This is a genomic window from Nitrospira tepida, from assembly GCF_947241125.1.
GTDB lineage: Bacteria > Nitrospirota > Nitrospiria > Nitrospirales > Nitrospiraceae > Nitrospira_G > Nitrospira_G tepida.
This window is the reverse complement of sequence record NZ_OX365700.1, coordinates 2,154,696-2,174,124: the sequence shown is the minus strand read 5'-3', so window position 1 is coordinate 2,174,124 and position 19,429 is coordinate 2,154,696. Positions and strand designations below refer to the sequence as shown.

Genomic DNA, 19,429 nt, shown 5'->3' with positions numbered 1-19,429 from the left:
GTCAACGAGATGGCACTGAACGATCTTCTACCAGTCGCCTCACTCGTCGAACACAGCGACAGTTTGTAACCATTCGATGTATCCGTGCGGCAGGTTGTGCTCCTTTGCGCCTTTGATTATCAGATCGAGGTAGACTCGGCCGGGACGCAGTCTAGAAGATGGGCTGACCGCGAAATAGCACTCAGCCGAGATCGGCTCCACGTCATGGGTTTTGACCGTGATCGTTCGTCGTACGTACTGTTTCTTGTGAACGCCCTCATGTTTGTCGAGCTTGTCTAATTCATGATCTTGCAATGCGTACAAAACTCCATGGACAGCGTGACCTTCATCGGGAACCACCATCGCGTAGCCAGAGCCATCATCGGCAGGCTTGTCAAAAGAAAGCCGGTATCCATCGAGCCGAGCAAGCCTACACTCGACGTTCTTCCTCCCGACGCGGTGCTCCAAGCGTCCTGTATCAAGATTCGAGCCGTATGCGAAATAGTAGCGCAGTATACGCCGATGGGAACCTTTCAGTTCGCTCTTACATTCACAGAAGCTCTTTTCAGACGAGCAAGCTCCTTGGCATAGATACAAAGGCAATCCTCGATTTCGTGAGGCCTTAGCTTGGTGAATTCTGCTGGCAGTTCGCCCACCTTCAGGTACTTGCCTCCTGAGGCAAGACCGAGAGCTTTGGCGCCCTTCCGCGTCCCACGATGCAGGTAGACAAATTCGGGTTCCATCCCGAGCCGAGCTCCAATGCGGACCGCGGTATCGTATATCGCCAGCTCTCCAAATCCCCTGATCGACCCAGCCGTTGTTTCCACCAGTTCGATTAAGCTGTCAAAGCCGGTGCATTTCCTGATCTGAGCGCGTTTCGCCAGCAGCTCTTTGCCCGCCCTGGCTAATACCGCCTCCGGGATCCGCCACTGGTGGTCATGCTTTCTCCCACCGTCTACCTCCGCCCTGGCAGCCCTTTCTACGGCTTCATCGAGAGAGTTCAACATCTGGAAGGAGGCAAGCTCATTGTTAGCCCTGTCTCTGTACCTAGCGATGTAATCCTGCACAACCTCCTTGAAGGAGTGAAGGACCATCTGGTCGCCGGTCCGGGGTAGGCAAGATCCGCGGGGCCTTTTCGGATGAGCCTTGCAGCTCTTTGCATCACCAATTCTTTTCATGGATACGAACCTTAAAGAATCTTCATTGGCCGCCTACGGATGGTATTTCACCCAGCATCACTTGCCCGGACTGCGGTGGCATGTCATCGGCATAGGTTTTCCAGAGTAGAATGGGCTCCCTGGTCTCATTCATATCAATGCGGCTTGTGTCCACGATTAGGACGAAGTCTCGATCCTTTCCGTTGGTAAGCTCCCAATCATCTTCTGGAAAAATGACACGCCCGACCGCGGTCAACGGATTCTCGAACCATTGATTCCCGAACAGACGAGAAGGTATTTCGATGATGCGCTGCTTATCAAAGCCCTTCACGACTTTGGATACGGTTCTTGGAACGGTGAAAACTGCCTTCACATCATGGGTAGACACTGCTCCCTTATTAACAAGTGAGATGTTCAGTGCATATTCGCACACAGTTGCCTTGCGATCTATGAATCTTCGCGAGAAGGAAGGGATGATAAGAGGGTGTTTCATGCGATTCATGATGTCGCGGATCTCATAGTCTTCCATCGGTACAGATTCAAAGTTGAATCGCTTGTAGTATCTCTTGTCCGCCGCTTGATGGGCCGTCGGTGCCTGTGGAACGCTTACGACATAGGCCACCTTTCCCGGAGCGGAGGCAGTGAGCGCAACTAGATTTATGTAGACTCCAGCTAACCGAGGACGTACCCGGCCGTTGATGACCTGCTCAAGCCACTCCTTTGTGACCTGCGCCGGATCGACCCCGTCCAATTGGCGTGGAGTATGTTGCTCTTCCACCATGCCGTAGACAATTACGCCGCCTGCACCGTTAGCCAACGCCGAAACGTCCTTACTAATCTCATTCTTCGCCTTCACGTTGCTGGTCAGTGCGTCGCCCCGCTTATATTCGAGGTCGGTCTGTTCCTCTGCGCCACTCTGAATCAGCGAGAGTAGATCCTGCTCCGTCCATTCTGACGGTGGCTTATCCATGCTGAGGGCACACACCCCCTCGTTGTACCGAGTTAGGTTCGATCCAGAGAGTGGATATGCGATGGCCAATTTCCGGGACGCCTGGCGCCGGGAGGCCGGCACATTTGGGGCTCTTGTCCACCAGGTATTTGTTCAGGGCGACGGGGCACTGAGGATGGCCGTGAGTGGTCCAAGCGAACGCTGGCACCTCATCCCTCGTCCTCGTCATCAGCCCAGTGACCGTCATCAGGTTTTCCATCCCGTCGCCGCTTGATTGCCTTTTGGAATGCCTTCACCGCACTCTTTTCCTTGTCGCTGAGGCCGTCGGGTGAGATTTCCGCCACTTTCCTTTCCAAAGTTCCCACGGGAACGAAATCTTCGATGTTCGTCAGATTGATCCGCCAGTGCTCCTGCGACACATAGTCCCCCATACCATGGGACGTAGACCGGTGAAGACATGCGGTGAGGAAAGAGAGGACGCCTTCCTTTGAGTCGATTAACTTTTCCACCCATTGACGAGGTTTTTCGTGTGAGGCCCATTTATCCCAGCAATAAAGGATGCTAAGCATGTTGCGATGGCTTGTCAGGATTCCGGAGCCTGCGGCTTGTTCAATCTTTTCCACACAGATATGGTGCAGTGCGTCCAAATCAGCGTCAGTCACATTAAAAGCATCAGGGTCCTTCTTTCGCTTCTCTTCGTTACCTTCGAGGGAAGCGATCCTTATCGGAAGGTACAGACCCGTCGTGGCTTTCATGGCCTCCTTGAGGATAGCCCCGCGTCTGCCTATGTCCATCTCCTGTTTCAAGTACCAGTAGATGATGCGGGACGCATGCGTGTCTGGGGAAATTGAAAAGAAGCCACCTCGATCTTCTGGCAGTTCGTCGCCGATATCGAACAGCGCGGTGATAAACGATACGGCGTGTTGCAGGTCGATTTTCTGCTTGTAGGCTTCAAGACGGTCCAGTGCGACGCCTAACAGGCTACGCTTGTTAAGCGCACGGAATTCTACGACTAGGCCTTCACGATTACCAACGAGGGACAGTACCCGATCTAGCTCCGCTTGGGAAATGTCTCCCTCAGGAATTGCGAGATGGAAATACCGGTCGAACACATCGGGGTGGCAGAGACGCAGCTCCCTAAACCACTCCTCCTTAAAGTCATGGCCATACATGGATCCGTTGAATACCCATTCAACCGGCGGGAAGAGTTCTTTGACTATCTCGCGGACCTGGCCGGGTTGTGAGGCCGCTTCGACTATGGACTCAATGAGTTTTCTCGTTCGCTCGTTTTCGTCGTGCGAATCATGCGCGCGGTCGCGAAGGTTCGTCAGCTCTAACTTAGCCTCGGGAAGCCTCCGGTAAACGACTGGCTCAAAGACGCGGAGCACTTCCAGCGCGATAAGGTCCACTGGGTTCACTTCAAAGCTGCCCGTGCTCCGAAACAGCGAAACGTGAAAAGAGAGGGAGGCCAGATAGCGGTACACATCCCGTAGCGTTTGGAAGTAGGGGCGAAGGCCTCCAAGGAATAGGTTGCCCCAGCGCGTCTGGTCGAACCGCTTGCCCACATCCCCATCGGTTAGTAGTTCGTCGAGGCCCGCGAATAGGACTTTCTCCAGGCGTGTTCGCTCAATACGTGGGATATCGAATCCCACCTGTACTATTTTCTCAAGGAATTCTTGTCCACTGACGGCTGGCGATGAATCCAAACTACGCTCCACGATGTCGCGTTGGAACAGAAGGAGATAGACCACGTTTGGAAAGTCAGCATTAGCTTTGACGAGTTGGAAGAGGAGTCGTATTTCTTCAGGTGTGAGGCGATCGATATCATCCAACACCACGAGGATTGGCCTTTCGAGTTCTTTCAGGGAGTCAGAAAGCTCTTTCTTTATCTCAGCCAATGTCTGCTGTTGCACGACCGCTTGGTCCTCGACTCCTTTTGAGCCTTCTTGCGCCACGGTCGCAGATTGCTCCATCCCTTTGGAAAGCATGTCTGCGATTCCCGAACCGGGCAGTCCAAGTATTGGCAAGATGGTCTTAAGTGATTTGGCGAGAGAGGCGCCGAGGGTGAGGTAGGTTCCATAGGTTCGCCACTTGGCCGCACGTCGTTTCCCGTCTTCGCTTCCGTCCGATCGGCCCAATAACAGACCGATTTCTTGAAAGAACGCCTCTGCCAGTTGATCTTGGCCTGACCATTGCCATGGATTGAACTCAATGATCAGGGGACAGTTCGTCTCGGCCAAACGGAGCGTTTGCAGGACCATGTTTTTTACCGAAGATTTCCCCGAGCCCCAAGGTCCATACATGGCAACGACCAGGCTCTCATTGCCCTGCCAGCCTTTGATGGCGGAGGCTAGGGATTTCGCAAACGGAGCACGGCCCAGGAGGTCTTCCTCAATAGAGCTGATAGGCCGATCGGCTGAGAATTCATGTTTCGTGCGCTGGCTCTTTTCGGGGTTATTCTCCATCATCAGACCCAGCATCCTGACCCATACGGTACTTGCCGTCGTAGTTGATGATGAAGTCCAGTTCTTCATCCGTGAAGCCGTAGTGCTTCGCGAGCACGCGGTCTATCTCGTCGATGATGGGCTTTGATCTGTCGGGATAAAACTCATCATACTCAACTTGTCCCGATGCCTCGTAGTTATAAATGCGTCTTCGTGAATGCCGCTGGAGATCTTTCATCAGTTTGTTGAAGAGAGGTTCGAGATGTTTGAGCGCTGGTGAGTTCAGATCTCCGATGGGGAAGTTCTCTATATCTGGGCCAGCGATGTTTCTACAATTTCCTTGGCTCGTAAACCAAAAGTAAAAGAGAGTGCTATTCAAAATGGCGCCAAGTCGCTTTGCGTGCTCTTCCCTCTTGAGATACAAGTCCTTAAGATGATCGGTTGATCTCTCCTTAACGGCAGACTTAAAGTACGGTTCGAAGTCCATGGATCTAATCCAGAACACAGGACTTCTATGATACGTGACATGACCTGGCCCCGAATCGGAGAAATAAATGTTCATAGTAAGTTGTTTGCTGACGATCTTGCCAAGCACCTTGGCAGCCAACCTACTTCCGAGTTTTGCAAATCTTAAGAAACCATTTGGGAATCCACATTCTGAGTAAGCTATCTTTGCGAACAGGTAAGGCCTCTCGTCCGCATACCATCGCAAGTACTCAGTGGTCTGGACCTTTGCCGAACCTGTGTACTGCGGTCCGCCAATAACGATGCACAGGCGGTACTTTACTCCATTGAACATGACAGAAGGGTGAGCATCTCCACTATAGTAGGAAATGTGTAGTTGTTGCCCGTATCGATTCCAAACGTAATCTTGGTAGGGCTCCATGCGATCAGTCGAGAAGCCGCTCAAGGGAACGATCATGCTGAAGCTTCCTGTATTCCTTAACAGAGCAGAACTGCGCTCCACACATGGCGGGTAAAGGTTGCCACACTCTTTAGTTACGTAGCCAATAAGGCTGTAGGTCGTAACTTTGTGCATCTCCACGTAGGGCGGATTGCCGATAATCACATCGAACCCCCCGCTTTTCATAATGCGGTAAAATTCTATGAACCAGTGGAAAGGCTTGTGGGAGGCAAGCCACTTCGCATAGGAAGCGCGCTTTGAAGCCTCGACACCATACTCGTTGGCAAGATAGCGATTGAGTTCGTCCTCAAGCGTCTGGAGTCGCCTACGTAGCTCCTCCTTGGCCTCGGCGAAGTCTTTCGCCTCCATGCCGTGCTCAGTCTGCATCTCGTGGAACTTCTGAAACGCCCTGTCGGCAATCTCGGCGTTTTCTTCTATGGTCGGGAGGGATTGAAGGCGTACCCAGTCCCCTTCCATGGACTTCTTCAAATCTTCAAGCCTGGCGTATCCAACCAACGTATTACCCGCACGGATATTAAAGTCGATGTCCGGTAGCGGCTCGATCTGCTCCACCTTCTCGACTTGCGCCACAAGTTTGAGGAAGAGACGAAGTTTGCAGATCTCGACGGCCTCTTCCATGATGTCCACGCCATAGAGATTGTTGAGGATGATGGATTTCAGGATGAAGTAACGACGGTTGGGATGACTCGCGACCCGATCAAGAATTTTCCGAAAGTCGTTGAACTTCTCCGGGAGGTGCTTGGTGCCCGAGCGCGTGAGCTCGTCTAGGAACACTTCCATCCGGTCCAGGCAAGCTTCGTAGAGCGGTTCAAGGATATTGAGTGCAGCAAAGAGGAAGGCTCCAGAGCCGCAAGTCGGATCGAGCACCGTGACCTTTTCAATCGCATGGTAAAAGGCCCGCAGCAGTTCCGGACCTTCGGAATTTTCGATGACATCCTGCGCAAACTGCCTGATATCGAGGTTGTAGGTAATGAACTGGTTGACATCTCGAATTTCGCCGTCCGCGAGTTTTTTGCGCACCTCTAGGTATCGCGCACGGCGGGCGACGACTTCACGCCAAATTTCCGTTGGCAGGGAATAGTCTGAGGGCGCGGCTTTGTTCCATTCCGTCCGATTCGAGATATCTTTCAGGCCGGAAGCAATTTCAGGAGGGAGCTCGAGAACGACTCCCTTCTTCACCGGCTCATAGATGTAGCGGTCTGGGTCGAGCTGGAGCGGGCGCCAAACGGATTGATTGCCTTCGAAGGCGATCTTGCACTTCTGCCGCGCGGCATCGAAGAGGAACGGAATTACCGTGTTTTGGCTGATGTAGCCGGTGATGTCTTCCTTCGTATAATAGGCGCCCATCTGCTTCTGGTTGATGTACTTCTCAAAGATATAACCAAGCACGTCGGGATTGATTTCGTCATCCCGGCGGAGCGGGCGCTCATCGAGGTGCCAGTGGTACTGTTCGAAGAAGCCGAAGAGTCTGGCAAACGCGGCATCGGCCACCTGAATGTCTTTGCCGTGCTGCTCTTCAATCTGATGGCGTAGAAACAGACCTCCGTTGAGGTAAGGCACCTTGCCCAGCAATCGGTTCACGGTTGCTCCGCGATCGGTATCCTTTTTGGCGAAGCCTTCGAAGAACAGCGCGCAGAGAAAGTCTCTGTAGAATCGGTCCCTCCCTCGGGCCTGCGACTCGTTCAATTTGATCCGCAGGTAGTCTCGGTTGTCGTCGAGAAAGCCCTTTTTCTGAATGAAGTAGACGAACATCAACCGGTTGAGCATGACGGAGGCGTACCATCGCTGCAGGTCCTCGTCTGGAATGCCTTTGAGAAACTTTAGGAATGCCGTGTGTTCTTTCTGGAACGTATCGTAGAACCGCTTTGTGACGCGCTCCACGTCGAAGGCCGCTCGCGCCCGCGTGGTTACTTCCACCAGACTGAGTTGCTCCTCCTCCTCCAGGGAAAAGACGATGCCCTGGAGCTTTTGGATGAGGGCGTCTCCCGGTTGATTGCGATGGTAGGTATGTTCCCGACAGGCCGTCGGTTTGCCCACCTCGCGCTTCACCCACTGCCATACTTGAGCGGAGTTGGATGGATCGGTGTAAATGATGAGATGTTCTTGAGCGGACTTGGTGAGCTGGCGGTCGATTTTGCGGCGTATCGAGTAGTCAGGAATTCCCTTCTGGCCAGTTGCACGACAGTGGAACGCAACCATGCCGCGCTTCTGAGCGACGGCGCTAAGGGTAAACGGCTGGCCGTCGATCGGTATCTCGATGGTTGCAGAATGCGTGTCCCAACCGAGTTCTTCTATGAAAAGACGTCGAAAATCACAAGCGGCGAGGTGTTGGCGAGTTCGAGTAGGGTCGAGCGGCATTGTTGGTTGGTTATTCGGGCGCTGATAGTCCCATGGAACAGATGATCCTAGGTTCCTGGGTCTGTTCTTCCTCATGAATTAGACAGAGCCGATCTTCTTCACGGAGCGCGATGACCAGTTCTGCCAGTGCCTCGTCCGACACCCCGCTTCGGAGTTGGCGATTGAGCGTATCCACGGCGGCTTGGCGGAGTGGATAGCGGTAGATTTCATCGATGGCTTTCAGAAGTTCCAGGGACTCAAACAACGTGCCTTTGACATGCTCCGCATGGCGCTTGAGTCGTTCATACGTGCGAAAACGTGCCCCTGAAGGCCGTCCTAATTGTCCCCCAACTGTTTTCTCTTCTGTGACTATCAACTCGACACCCTTCTGGACCAGTTCGTGATGGTTCGATTGGCGCGGTAGGGCTGGTGTGTCTGAGCTGCACGCCGCAGCCTGGAGGATGGCGAACTGAGACTCCGTGACGGCGGTACCGTTTTTGTCGATCCAGGCCAGCGCGTCGTTGCCTTCGGCTGTTCTCAGATACACCAGCACCCCGCCTGGTTGCTTGTTCGTCGGGTCATGCGCCCGCGTGGCATAGATTACGGGCGGCAGATCGGGGATGGTCTTTTGTAGGCTTGGATCGGCGGTAATCGCGTTCTTCCAGATTTGATAGGCATACGAGGCCAAATCCACTTCTGTATCGGCCTCTCCATCTAGAATGCCTGCTTTCTCATGGTAGAGATTGAGGATCGCATTATCGTTTCGATCATCCTCGAAGAAGGCCTCGTCGGTGCCGACCACTTCCGCATTTTCTTGAAGACGGCGCCTCACTCTGGCTCGGAGTCGTATGATGCGCTCGACGCCTTCGGCGGGCAAGAAAGAGTAGCAGAGGATGTTCTCAGCCTTCTGTCCGATACGGTCCACACGGCCTGCTCGTTGGACGAGGCGAATGATGGCCCAGGGGAGGTCGAAATTCACCACAATGGCCGCATCTTGCAGGTTTTGTCCCTCACTGAGCACGTCCGTGGCAATCAGGACTCGCAACTCCTCGCCCGGTTTCAGTCTGTCACGCTTATCGTTGCTATCCGGGCTGAACCGCCACGCCAAGGCTGTCGGGTTCGGAGAGTCTCCGGTTGCACCAGCCAAGGATGAGACTCCACGAGCCGCGAGCTGGGTCTCTAGGTAGCGGACGGTATCGGCAAATTGAGTAAAGATAAGGACTTTGTCATTCGGGTGTTTCTTCTTGAGCAAATTGACGAGGGCCAGAAGCTTGGCGTCTTTGTTCGAGTCCCATTCACCGCATAGTTGCAAGACCTTTAGGAGGGCCTCTGTATCGCTCCGCAAATCGTTCTCTAACGATTTCACAAAGAGTCCTGACGGAAGCCACTTAAATCGCCGCTTGTATTGACCAGCGTACTCCTCATAAATCTCGGCTCCTCGACTGATGAAGTCCTTGGCCTTTCGGAGCGACCCTGTGAGTGGTCGCTCTTGCTCTTGATCGTTCTCGTCGTCGTCAAATAATCCTGTCTTGGCTCCGGGGGCGTCGGCGTCTTCGTCGTATATGCGCGCATCGAGCATCTCGGCATCTTGCGTGCCGATTGGGATGGGCTTCTTGTGTTCAATCGCATGAAGGTAAACGTGATTGCGGAGGATATGACGTTCGATTGACTGGAGAAAGGCCTGGCCGCTGCTTTCGAGACGCTTGAACAGATTCGTCCGACAGAACCCCATAAGGCGTTTCCCGGCACGAGATAGGTCTTGCAGCAATCTCGCTTCAGCTTGTGTAGGTGGTTCATGCGGCGTCGCCGCCACATAGTTCCCTAATCCGTACCGAGGGAGATTGAGGGCGTTGATGGTATTGACGATATCGTCGGCGTAGAGCCGCGCATACTGGTCTGCGGGGTTGGCATCGTCAATCTTAAAGGTCACTGTTCTTGGAACTCTGATGGGAAAGTAAGACCGGCTCCCATCCTCGAAGGTGAGAAATCTCCGACCGCTGGTTGGGTCAGTCTGGGCATAGTTGTCCTGAATGAAACTGCGGGTGCGTCTTACCATGTAGAGGCGCATCAGTTCTCGCCAGTCGTCCGCATATTCGCTCTTCTCGAAAGCCGCCAGAGAGCGCACGGAACATTGATGGCGTCGAATAAACTCGGTTTCGGTGAGCTCGCGAATTAAGCGTTCGGGACGAACACCGAGGTCTTTGTCTTCTTTGACGAAGAGACGTAACTGGTTGGAAAGGTCAAGATAGGTTTTGTTGTAGGGGGTGGCAGAAAGCAGAATGCACTTGCTCTCATTGGCTTGGATGTATTCTTGAATTGCCCGATAGCGCTTGCCTTCACGGTTGCGAAGGTTGTGGCTTTCGTCGATGAGCACGAGGCGGTAACGGCGCAGATTCGGCAGTTCCCCTACAACCTGGCTAATTGACAACACCTTCGCGAGTAACCGGTATTGTGCTCGATAATCCTCCCACATCGGGACCAAGTTCTTGGGACAGATGATGAGTGTCTCAAGCCCATGATCATCTTCGAAAATCCTTGCCAGGGCAGTGGCCATCAGAGTTTTCCCGAGACCCACCACATCGCCGATCAACACGCCGCTGCGCTTGTTCAGGTGATGAGCCGCAATCTTGACCGCCGCCGTTTGAAACTCGAATAGCCGCTTGCCAAAGTCTCGTGGTATTCGAAATTCGGAAAGCCCCGCCCGTGCCTCTTGCGAAAGATGGTACGCCATCTTGATATAGATATGGTACGGAGGCACGAGTTCTTCCCGAGCCCAGCTCTCTTCGATAATCCGGACCAGTTCTTCCGAAATATCCACACACCAACGGTCCGTCCACCGATCTTCGAACCACTTGGCCAACTTCTGGCAGGCGTCGTGATCCAGTACGTCCACGTTCAGCTCGCCCTGCTTGGAAAGGCCCGCAAGCGTCAGATTGCTGCTTCCTAGGTACCCGACGGAGGGATTGATAGGATCGGGGCGAAAAAGCAAATACAACTTGGCATGTAGGGGATGCCGGAGGAACAGTTTGACTATAACCCTCTTGGATTTAATCTGTTCTGCCAGCTTGCGTAATCCCGCTTCGTCTTCGTTGGTAGGAATGCCAACGCTCAATTGCTCGCGGAACTCTTCGGCGAGCTTCTTTTTGAGGCGAATTGCCGTCTGGTTGTCTATCTCGCCATCTCGGCTTATCAGGCTCAGAGCTTCCCGTAATTCGTCTTGCGGCAACCGCTGCATGCCGACCAATAGGCGGCAGCAGTGCCCGTCTCCTCCGGACCACTTCTCAATATACGAGTCGAGCTGCTTCCATCCCCGAAGGTTGAAATACCCAACACAGAAGTCGGCACGGTCAGCAACTTGGATTGTTTCGCGCAGCGCTGGCAGGAGAGATTGTTCGATGTTGTCAAAGATACGAGGCATCAGAAGTACTCATAACCGGTGCAAATCTGTCTCACAGATTCAAATGTACCTACATACAAGGCCTGCCAGGCAGTTGAGCGGGTTGGGACAACTCCTTATCAGAAATAAGCTATGTGTGTGGACACATGGGAGCAGGCGGCTGTGCCGGCTAACTCGCAAGAAATGTCCATATATCGAGGCGAGAGTTTAGCGAATTACGCTGAAAAAGCCAATGAGAGCGGCCGGATAAGCAGCTCTGCTTTTCGGGGAAACAGTCCTGTGTTCGAGCCGCCAAGAATTTCGACAGCTCATCTTGGAGTACGCAGTGAGCACCCTTGCTTCATAGGCCCTTATCGACGAGCTTCTTCGGTTGGACCGCTTGCTGCAAGAACGCCGCTAACTCGCTGGGCACATCCCATCTATCCATCAAGGGCATGGTTATCCTCCTTGCTCCAGGAACTCAGTGAGCCTAGAATTTTGTTAGCATGTCCCCGGCTGATCTATACATCGCACTCTGGCTGCTTTCGCATTCTGCGGCAAGCGTGCCCTACAGTAGGTTCATCTGCTCTAACAGTTCCACCCCTCCCCTCTGCACTGCCCAGATCTCGTCCGCAAGCCTTCCCTTTTTCGGCTCTCTGTACGACGGCGACTACCCTCTTCCTCCCGCGCAGGGTTTCCCCGGCTGGTTTTTCTCCTACCAAGACCGGAAGACACATGGGACCGCCCCTCCAGCAAGTTGCACTGACTCATCCAAGCCCACGCTGGATGGCGGGACACCGTCTATGTTCACTTTCTCCCCCGATCCATCTCCCGCACAGGCCGATCGATTCGAAGCCTGCCACGACAAGGCCTCCTAGCTCCCCTCGTCTCGAATCACGGCCTGACCTTTCGGATTTCCACAAGTCCGCCGCTCGGCAAAATCATCCACAGAAGACTACGCGTAGACTTGGCCTTCCTCGAAGACTTCGAATGCCAATCCCAATGGCAACGGGCCCGCGGCGGGCAGGGATCCGATGAAATCGGTCTATTCGACGAGGTGAATCGCTATGCGTGAGATTACCGGTGACCTGTGGGATGTGCACGATCAGGGCTTTTGTATCGGCGTGCCTACGAACGGAAACTGTCGCCGGGATGGTCGTGCGGTCATGGGTGCGGGAGTGGCCTTGGCCGCCGCACAACTATTCCCGAATCTGCCCATTCTCCTCGGAGAGAAGCTCCGCGCCTCTGGAAACCATGTCTACTACTGGCCTGAGTTCCGAATCGTGACACTGCCGACCAAGGAAGCATGGATACGGCCCTCAAATCTCGGATTGATTGAACGCACTGCCCGAGAAGCCGTCCACCTCGCCGATCATAACCGACTCACCACGATCTACTGCCCCCGACTGGGCTGTGGACTCGGCGGCCTCGCGTGGAAAGACGTCGCCTCCGTCCTGGCCGGCTTGTGGGATGGCCGCTTCATCATTGTCCACCCGGCTGCATAACGCTATCCCCAGCATCGCCGAAAACTCACCACATTGCGATCCAACGGTCAGTAGTACCCAGAATGAGCACCGACAATGCTCGAGGGGGGCACCGTGCACGCCCCTTCAGATGAGGAGGACGAAGAGACGGCCATGAATCCGCTGAAAGTCATCGAGCAACGCTGTCCCGATCGCCCGCTATGGGACCCTATTCTTAAGGTCATGCCCGAGAAGAGCGTCGCACAATTCATGTTCATGGGAGAGGTGCTCTGCGAGAGTGGAACCCGCATCTTTCTGTACAAGCACATCTGGAGCCGGCGCTATATCAATCTGGATCAGCAAGGACGGGCCTACCAGTTCCACGCTTCTGAGCAGGGCTCCCACTACGTCCCCGTCGAGCTTTCGGGCGCCATCAGTCGCGCCTCATCCTTTTAGATCAGCCGCAAGCGAGCGCGATGCAGATGATGTGACTTCATTCCTCGCGTAGACCACCCGACAAGCCACAGTCTCCCTTGACGCGTGAACGCCGCACGCAGGATACTCCACCCGTGAGTCCCATCCTTCCGGATCAGACGGACCTCGAATCGCAGCTCGGAATCCTCCTCCGCTCCGGCCGCGCGGCGGGATTCTCGAGCGAACGCTTCGACCAGTGTCTCCGGCTGATCGCCCAGATTCCGTCCCCCGATTCCCAGAAGGCGTGGTTCGATCTGTTCTACGAACAATGGACGGAGTTTGCCCGGACGCCGGACTGCTTGCAGGGCCCGTTGAAAGAGTCCTTCGAGTCACGGCTGGCTCGGCTTCGTACCCAGATCGAGCAGCAGCGCCGAGATTAACCTTTCCTTCTTCCCCACCAGCAGGAGTCATCATGAACAGCGCCCGCCCTTGGATCGCCGTAGTCAGTGTCTTTGATTGGACCCGCATTCACGAGTTTTGCCGCGAGCACGATATCGCCAAGGGCAACAGCTCCTGGCACATGTTCGATGCGCCGACAGGCGGGGCGATCAACTGCTGGACGATCGATGAGTCGCACTGGCAACGGATGGGGGAACTGTGCGGAACCTTCTACCCGGAACGATCCGACGGCCAGCATCCGGGTATCATCATTGAGGACATCATGGCCGGCAAGGTCGCGCCGGAAGCTCTGCTCCAAGGCGGCTTCATGGCGGGGGCTGAGGCTGTGATTGTCCGATTCGCCCCCGCGAACCCAGATCCCAAGGTCGAAGCAGAAGTGCGCGCTGCCTGGTCGGTCGATCAAGCCCGTGCGTTCTTCAACAAGTTGCACCTGCGTGTGTTGCAGCGGCCCTTGCCCGCGCCTCAGCCACTCGAACAATAGATCCTCCTTTGTGAACGAGACAATTCTCGGATGGCCCGCAAGCGGGCAGTGCTCCAGCCTGCCTGACATGTGTGCGCGTCCATGATCTTTATCTTTGTTGAAGGAGGTTGCCATGGCTGAGCAGGACATCAAGATCTTGACCCTTTCCGGTCGTGTCACGCACAAGCCGGAGCTGTTCCAGCACCAGGATGGTGCGTCATTGGAGTTCTCCGTCGCGGTGCACTCGAACGGGTTTTATGCCAAGGCCGACGACCCGGAATACTGGGACATCAAGGTCCTCGGCGCGTCGGAGAAGCTAGCCAACACGCTGGAGAAAGGGCAGCACGTGAAACTGACCGGGAATCCCCAGATCCGGACCTATATAAAGGAGGGAGTCCGGCATAAGGCTGTCACCGTGATCGTCATCGATCCGCGATTGCTGATCCTCGGACCCAAAGCGAAGCAACCGAAACCGGCTGAACCTGTCGAGTCGGCTGCGGCTTGACGCGTCAAGCGTGACTGATCTGCCTGACCGTATTGTGTGACCGACCAACTGCGTTGGAGGAGGATCATCCTATGGAATGTGCAACGTGCCTTGCAGACTTGTACCCGCCAGAGCTCATTGCCGAGCCAGCCTTCGATTCGGAAGACACCCTTCCCCCTCTCTACGACCGCTATGTGTTGCTCCCGAGTGACAACGAAGAAGTCGTGGTCACCTTCCTCGTCGCATTGCATGCCGCCCATCTGGAGCAATGGGCACGCCGAGACCAGGAACGCCGGTTGTCGGGGGAGACCCGGTTCGCGGACGAGGATCCCAAACCGGAGTTCCCGCTGATCATCAAACGCTCACAGAGGGCCGGCGCGCCCCGATTCGCTGTGCTCCCCAACGGCCAGCGAGTGCTTCTCCTCGATGCTCATCGTGTCTACTTCCTCTGCGGCATCGCTGGCGTCCTCTCGCTCGAAGAGGCGAAAGCCCGGAACCACACGAGAACCGGCTACAGGCTGTGCCCGGGCTGTCAGGGGAAACATCTGCCTCCAATTGCGACGACCACCTCTGAGGCTGGAGCAGTCGCAGTTAGCCAATCCCCCTCAGAGACCTGCCCCAAGTGCCACGCGCCCAAAGCCTCCTCCTATATTCTAGACGGGCCCGACCACAGCCGGTGCCTGCTCTGCGGACGGTACGACTACTATGCCGCGCCCGACCAGCTCACAGACGAGGAAAGGGACCAGAACGAGGATGCGATTGCCAGCATGCTCTTCGCCCAGGGAGACTTGGAAGTCACAGTCCCCTCACTCGAAGACGACCTCAGCGAGGAGAGTGTCGAGGGCGATCCCGACCGCCATCTAATGGACGCCCAGGACGGCGAAGACTGCGTCAAAGGGCTCGACCTCCATGAAGAAGAGCTTGCCGACCTCCTCGCCAACACGTCGCAAGACCTCGCCGATCTCGGCGACCGCATGCACAAGCCTGCATTCGACCTTTTCCTGACCAGCCATCCCCTCCGGAAGAAGCTGATCGACCTAGCCCTCCGTGGCGTCGACCATACCGAGTCGCGTATGGCCTTGTGGGCAGCGGCCGGCCGGATCCTTGAGGTGTCTCCGCGCTCCCTCAGCGAGGAAGACTCCAAGGCCATCTCCGAGTGGCTCCTCACGTTATCCGATGAGGACTTGTCCCTACTTGCCGGCGATCCGGACGCGCACCATCCGATGCTGCGGCACCCGAGCCCTGCAGCCTTTCAACCGACAGATCCCCTGCTACTCCCGCTCATCAAGTATTTTAAAGAGCAGCTCCGACGTTTCCGCTCGAAGGAAGCCGGCTGCCGCCTTCTTTCGAAGGACCATGGATTGAGCGAAGAAGCGCTGCGTTCGGTCGCCGTGCAATGCGGCATGCTGCCTGGGACCACTCCCGCCCCCATACGTTCCTCTCCTCAGGTCTACGCCGCCTGAGGTCACCAAGCGGCACAGAAGTTCACTGCGACGCTTGTTTCTCGGACCCTGGATGCCATGCGCACGGTAGTCCGGTGCGTACAACCGGTGACCGGGTCAGCTAGGTGACCGGCGTGGCGCATTGAGCGTCATGTCTTGTTGTTCACTCACCACTCACATGTTGGAGGTATCTTCACATGCGTACGTTCGCCAAAGGGACTATCAACGGCCGTCTCACCACCGACCCCGTCATCCGCACGGTCGGCGACAAGTCGGTCTGCAACCTGCGCCTCGCGGTCGACGGGCTCCCGTCCAGGAAGACCGGCGAGAAGCGGCCCTCGAGTTATTTCTCAGTCGTCGTCTGGGGAAAGCTCGCCGAGAGCTGCCGCAACCTGGTCAAGGGCCAGGAAGTCTACGTGGAAGGCAACCTTCAAACCCGGACGCGAGAGACCGACGGTCAGGCGTCGGTGACGTATGTCGAGCTCAACGCCAGGACCGTCAACTTCGGCAACCTGCCGAGGTCGGCGATGCAACGGGCCGCGTAAGCGGACAAAAAAAGGGAGTGCGATCCCCCGATCCTCACGATCGAGCTGGACGCACTCCCTCACCTGTAGGGAGACCGGAAGGAACTCCGCACCGCCCTGAGGGCAGAATTCCTTCCGTCTCGTTGCCTGTCACCTGCCGCAAGCTCTCTGGAACACGGCCTGGGACACTCCGAACTTGGGAGCCAGGATCCGGATTCCTGCCTGCGGATAGATGAAGCGCGCGAGTTTGACGCGGCAGGAATACTTCCACCGCTCGATTTTCACCGAAATCGGCGGCAGGACCCGCTGCATTCCCTCGGTCGTGATCTCGGTCAAGAGGTCAGATTCCGGCAATAGCTTCCAGAGGACATCCTCCGGCGCGGCGACCAGCCAATGCGCGACCTCACGCTGCTCCCTCTCTTTCATCCTGACACAGGATTCGGCCGTGGCCGATGCAGCCGCCCACACCAGATCCGTTCGGCTCCCCGACAGGCGGCCGAGTATCGTGGCTTCAAGGAGCCCACAACGCAACGCCTTGACTGACAGGCTTTGCCAGAACCGGTTCTGGAGCGCGATGAGCATGTCATCGGCATCCTCCTGCTCGGATCCCTCCTGATCTGCTGATGCTGCTTCGTCGGAGGGTTCCTCGGTTAGTTCCTCATCGGATCTCTCCTCGGTCGAAAGGGATGCCGCATCCGTCTTCTCGGGGTCTTGATCCTCCTCCCGATCCGCATCCGGCACCTCGCTGCAGAGCAAATCCTCCGCCTCCACTGAGCCCAACGCCGCCACCTCCGCAAATTCCTGGGCGACGTCGCCAAGCATCAGGGCTGGCTCCTGGTCGTCATCACGCACCGCTGCCCGCGATAACGCCAGCTCGTTCTGAGCCTGGTCTTCCGCTGACAGCAGTGTCGTTGTTTCACTCCACCCGCACAGACAACTCTTCTCCAGGATTCCAGATTCGGAAGTCCCGGAGACCACCCGTTCCAGCACCACCGACGCCTTGCATCGCGGGCATGCCGGTTGCGTAGATACGGATGTGCGAGGTAAGGAGACCGGATTCTCGGGCTGTGGCCTCGGCAGGTGATATCCGAAGCACATCGGACACTGCCGAGGACCAGTGATCCACGTTCCGCCTCGTCGTTCCTCTTCCGACAACACCACCGGCGCTTGAAGGCCGCACAATGGCATCGCCCGTGAGGTATCCAACCGGCGTGCGCGACGTCCGTCACGCAGCGTGACATACACACTGCGGTATCGACGGCGGAGAACCGGGACTCTGGGTTTGGTCGGTTGATGTTCTTCATCATAGCGATTCTCCAATGGCGTGCGAGCTGTCTGCATCAGCCGGTTCGACCAGTCCACTTCCTCCATTTCTGCCAATCGCTGTTCGAGGTTGTAGAGATTGACAGGGTGGATTCTGTGGTTCCCAGTCCGGCACTCCTCAAGCAAGGCCTGCACATCCTCTTTCTCCAGACGTGCGACACGGGTCGCATGCGCTCGTGGAGCCAGAATGGCCTTGCGAAGAATGGTCCGAATCGCTGTGAGCTTCGATGTGGTTGTTGTGGTCATGATGGTGTCTCCTTCGATGGTGTGTGTCATGGTGAATTGGTCAACGTTGGCAAATCGGTTCCGCATAGAGGGCCTGCGAGGCGGTCACGACCGCTTCATGAGCTTCCTGCGACAACCTTGGCAGATCCCTTGGGCTGTACCGGGCAAACGTCATCAAGGCTTCGCGCTCGAAGCGCCCAAGCCTTGCCGCCTGTGCGACCACTCTCCGGGCGAAGTCGAACTCCCAGGTTTCCGGAAGCGTCGCCTGCCCCCGCGTTTGCTGTTCAATCTCGTCCACGAGCGTGCGGACCTTCACTAGCTTCCCATCGACTTCGCAGAGTACGTCCCCCGCTGCCGTGTGAACCCGATCCGGTTCGAACAGCGTCGCGAGGATGAATTCGCGATGGGACCTGAAGTAGTCGTTCCATTTGTGATGGCTCTCCATGATGGCCTCCTGATGAGTGACAAGGATTGACAATCCGCCTGCGCTGCAGTACATCGTGAATCGATGAGAGCCTACCGAGTCGAAATCCCGCTCAGCGGGCCTCTCCACGATGAAGCAGAGGTCCTGCTGCAGGAGTCACAGAGCCGTGACACCGGCAGCGATGACCTCAAGCAACGCCTGCGCGACTGGTTCGATCGAGTGCTGCGCTATTGGAACTTCCAGCCGAAGCCGGTCCTGTGTCCGAGATGTCAGACTCGACTCGACACGCTGTATCCGAAAGGTTCGCGAGAAGATTGTGATCTGTGGGAACTTGAGATGAACGGGAAGGGACCGACGATCATCTACACCTGTTTCTCATGTCGAGAGCGGGTGCCGATGCCGATTGGCGTCCTGACCTGAGACGACCTGCCACAGTTTTCCCAACAGGCCATCTCGCAGAATCTCTTCTTCATCGAGCGTACTGAGATACAACCGCACTTTCTCCGGTTCGCTCTGCGCACGTTCCATCAAGTGCCGATAGGTTCGTCGCGCATGCCGGATGTCCCCGAGAAGCATCTCCCACGCCTGTTTTTCCTTCTTGCTCATGCCTGCCATAGGGCGTACCTCCACAATAAAGATGTGCTGAGCTCAGCACGGGGCCGGAGCCCAGGTTGAGTCATGCGATGTCTGGAATGAATGTGAGGTGATTGGACCTGATGCAGAAGAGAACAGATGGAAGGATGGTTTTGAGGAGCTGGAAGGTTGTGAGTGGCGCTGTCCTGCCGATGATCTGACTATGGCACTGTCATGATGTCCTCCTTTCCTGTGTGCTGAAGCCGCTGCCTGTGCGATACGATCAAGGAAAACCGCATCCATGTGGAGACAGACGACGGTCGTCTGACTCAGATGAGCCGACGGTCAGATGAATGTTGGTGATGGAGTCGAACTGTGTGAAGAGTGAAACTGTGCCTGCGCAGGGCGCGCAATCGCTGCTGAAGGGACCGTGCGCTGTCCACGATGATCAGTCGTGAAACGACGGCGTCA

General features: G+C 55.9%; 17 protein-coding genes. 8 read left to right on the top strand and 9 right to left on the bottom strand.

Annotated features, from left to right (window positions below):
- Positions 1–39: 39 nt before the first annotated feature.
- The 6 genes from QWI75_RS10235 to QWI75_RS10210 form a co-directional block, all read right to left on the bottom strand.
- Entirely contained in the window at positions 40–576 is a 537-nt protein-coding gene (locus QWI75_RS10235) for a gamma-glutamylcyclotransferase family protein (RefSeq protein ID WP_281412672.1), read from the bottom strand.
- Positions 513–1,157, bottom strand: a complete 645-nt coding sequence (locus QWI75_RS10230) for a hypothetical protein (protein WP_213041757.1) — start codon at positions 1,155–1,157, stop codon at positions 513–515. Before QWI75_RS10230 ends, QWI75_RS10235 begins: the two co-directional genes overlap by 64 nt.
- Positions 1,158–1,179: 22 nt before the next feature.
- Positions 1,180–2,106 carry an AlbA family DNA-binding domain-containing protein gene (locus QWI75_RS10225; RefSeq protein ID WP_213041758.1) on the bottom strand — a complete coding sequence of 309 codons (927 nt, stop codon included), beginning with the start codon at positions 2,104–2,106 and terminating at the stop codon, positions 1,180–1,182.
- Between the two features lie 188 nt (positions 2,107–2,294).
- On the bottom strand, positions 2,295–4,553 hold the full coding sequence (locus tag QWI75_RS10220; protein ID WP_289268523.1) for a KAP family P-loop NTPase fold protein: 2,259 nt from the start codon (positions 4,551–4,553) through the stop codon (positions 2,295–2,297).
- Positions 4,540–7,812: an Eco57I restriction-modification methylase domain-containing protein gene (locus QWI75_RS10215; protein ID WP_213041760.1), complete on the bottom strand. Its 3,273-nt coding sequence runs from the start codon at positions 7,810–7,812 to the stop codon at positions 4,540–4,542. Before QWI75_RS10215 ends, QWI75_RS10220 begins: the two co-directional genes overlap by 14 nt.
- A 10-nt stretch (positions 7,813–7,822) precedes the next feature.
- Positions 7,823–11,209: a helicase-related protein gene (locus QWI75_RS10210; protein WP_213041761.1), complete on the bottom strand. Its 3,387-nt coding sequence runs from the start codon at positions 11,207–11,209 to the stop codon at positions 7,823–7,825.
- Between the two features lie 1,025 nt (positions 11,210–12,234).
- Here QWI75_RS10210 and QWI75_RS10205 point away from each other — a divergent pair.
- The 7 genes from QWI75_RS10205 to QWI75_RS10175 all read left to right on the top strand — a co-directional run bounded on the left by QWI75_RS10205 (position 12,235) and on the right by QWI75_RS10175 (position 16,434).
- The gene (locus QWI75_RS10205) at positions 12,235–12,672 is read left to right on the top strand and encodes a macro domain-containing protein (RefSeq protein WP_213041762.1); all 438 of its coding nucleotides are present in this window, start codon (positions 12,235–12,237) and stop codon (positions 12,670–12,672) included.
- A 132-nt stretch (positions 12,673–12,804) separates the two neighbouring features.
- Positions 12,805–13,086: a hypothetical protein gene (locus QWI75_RS10200; protein WP_289268522.1), complete on the top strand. Its 282-nt coding sequence runs from the start codon at positions 12,805–12,807 to the stop codon at positions 13,084–13,086.
- 113 nt (positions 13,087–13,199) lie between these two features.
- Entirely contained in the window at positions 13,200–13,484 is a 285-nt protein-coding gene (locus tag QWI75_RS10195; RefSeq protein WP_213041764.1) for a hypothetical protein, read from the top strand.
- A 32-nt stretch (positions 13,485–13,516) separates the two neighbouring features.
- Positions 13,517–13,984 (top strand): hypothetical protein, encoded by a 468-nt coding sequence (locus tag QWI75_RS10190; protein WP_213041765.1) that lies wholly within the window; start codon positions 13,517–13,519, stop codon positions 13,982–13,984.
- A 112-nt stretch (positions 13,985–14,096) separates the two neighbouring features.
- Positions 14,097–14,468: a single-stranded DNA-binding protein gene (locus QWI75_RS10185; RefSeq protein ID WP_213041766.1), complete on the top strand. Its 372-nt coding sequence runs from the start codon at positions 14,097–14,099 to the stop codon at positions 14,466–14,468.
- A gap of 71 nt (positions 14,469–14,539) precedes the next feature.
- Positions 14,540–15,910: a hypothetical protein gene (locus QWI75_RS10180; RefSeq protein ID WP_213041767.1), complete on the top strand. Its 1,371-nt coding sequence runs from the start codon at positions 14,540–14,542 to the stop codon at positions 15,908–15,910.
- A 176-nt stretch (positions 15,911–16,086) separates the two neighbouring features.
- Positions 16,087–16,434, top strand: coding sequence for a single-stranded DNA-binding protein (locus QWI75_RS10175; RefSeq protein ID WP_213041768.1), 348 nt, complete (start codon positions 16,087–16,089; stop codon positions 16,432–16,434).
- A 129-nt stretch (positions 16,435–16,563) separates the two neighbouring features.
- Here QWI75_RS10175 and QWI75_RS10170 read toward each other — a convergent pair whose 3' ends face one another.
- The gene (locus QWI75_RS10170) at positions 16,564–17,235 is read right to left on the bottom strand and encodes a hypothetical protein (protein ID WP_289268521.1); all 672 of its coding nucleotides are present in this window, start codon (positions 17,233–17,235) and stop codon (positions 16,564–16,566) included.
- 787 nt (positions 17,236–18,022) lie between these two features.
- On the bottom strand, positions 18,023–18,406 hold the full coding sequence (locus tag QWI75_RS10165; RefSeq protein ID WP_213041770.1) for a hypothetical protein: 384 nt from the start codon (positions 18,404–18,406) through the stop codon (positions 18,023–18,025).
- Positions 18,407–18,469: 63 nt separating this feature from the next.
- Here QWI75_RS10165 and QWI75_RS10160 point away from each other — a divergent pair, with 63 nt between their 5' ends.
- Positions 18,470–18,805, top strand: a complete 336-nt coding sequence (locus QWI75_RS10160; RefSeq protein ID WP_213041771.1) for a hypothetical protein — start codon at positions 18,470–18,472, stop codon at positions 18,803–18,805.
- Here QWI75_RS10160 and QWI75_RS10155 read toward each other — a convergent pair.
- A complete protein-coding gene (locus tag QWI75_RS10155) occupies positions 18,761–19,000 on the bottom strand; it encodes a hypothetical protein (protein WP_213041772.1) in 240 nt (79 codons plus the stop codon). The two genes, QWI75_RS10160 and QWI75_RS10155, sit on opposite strands and share 45 nt — an antisense overlap.
- Between the last annotated feature and the right edge of the window lie 429 nt (positions 19,001–19,429).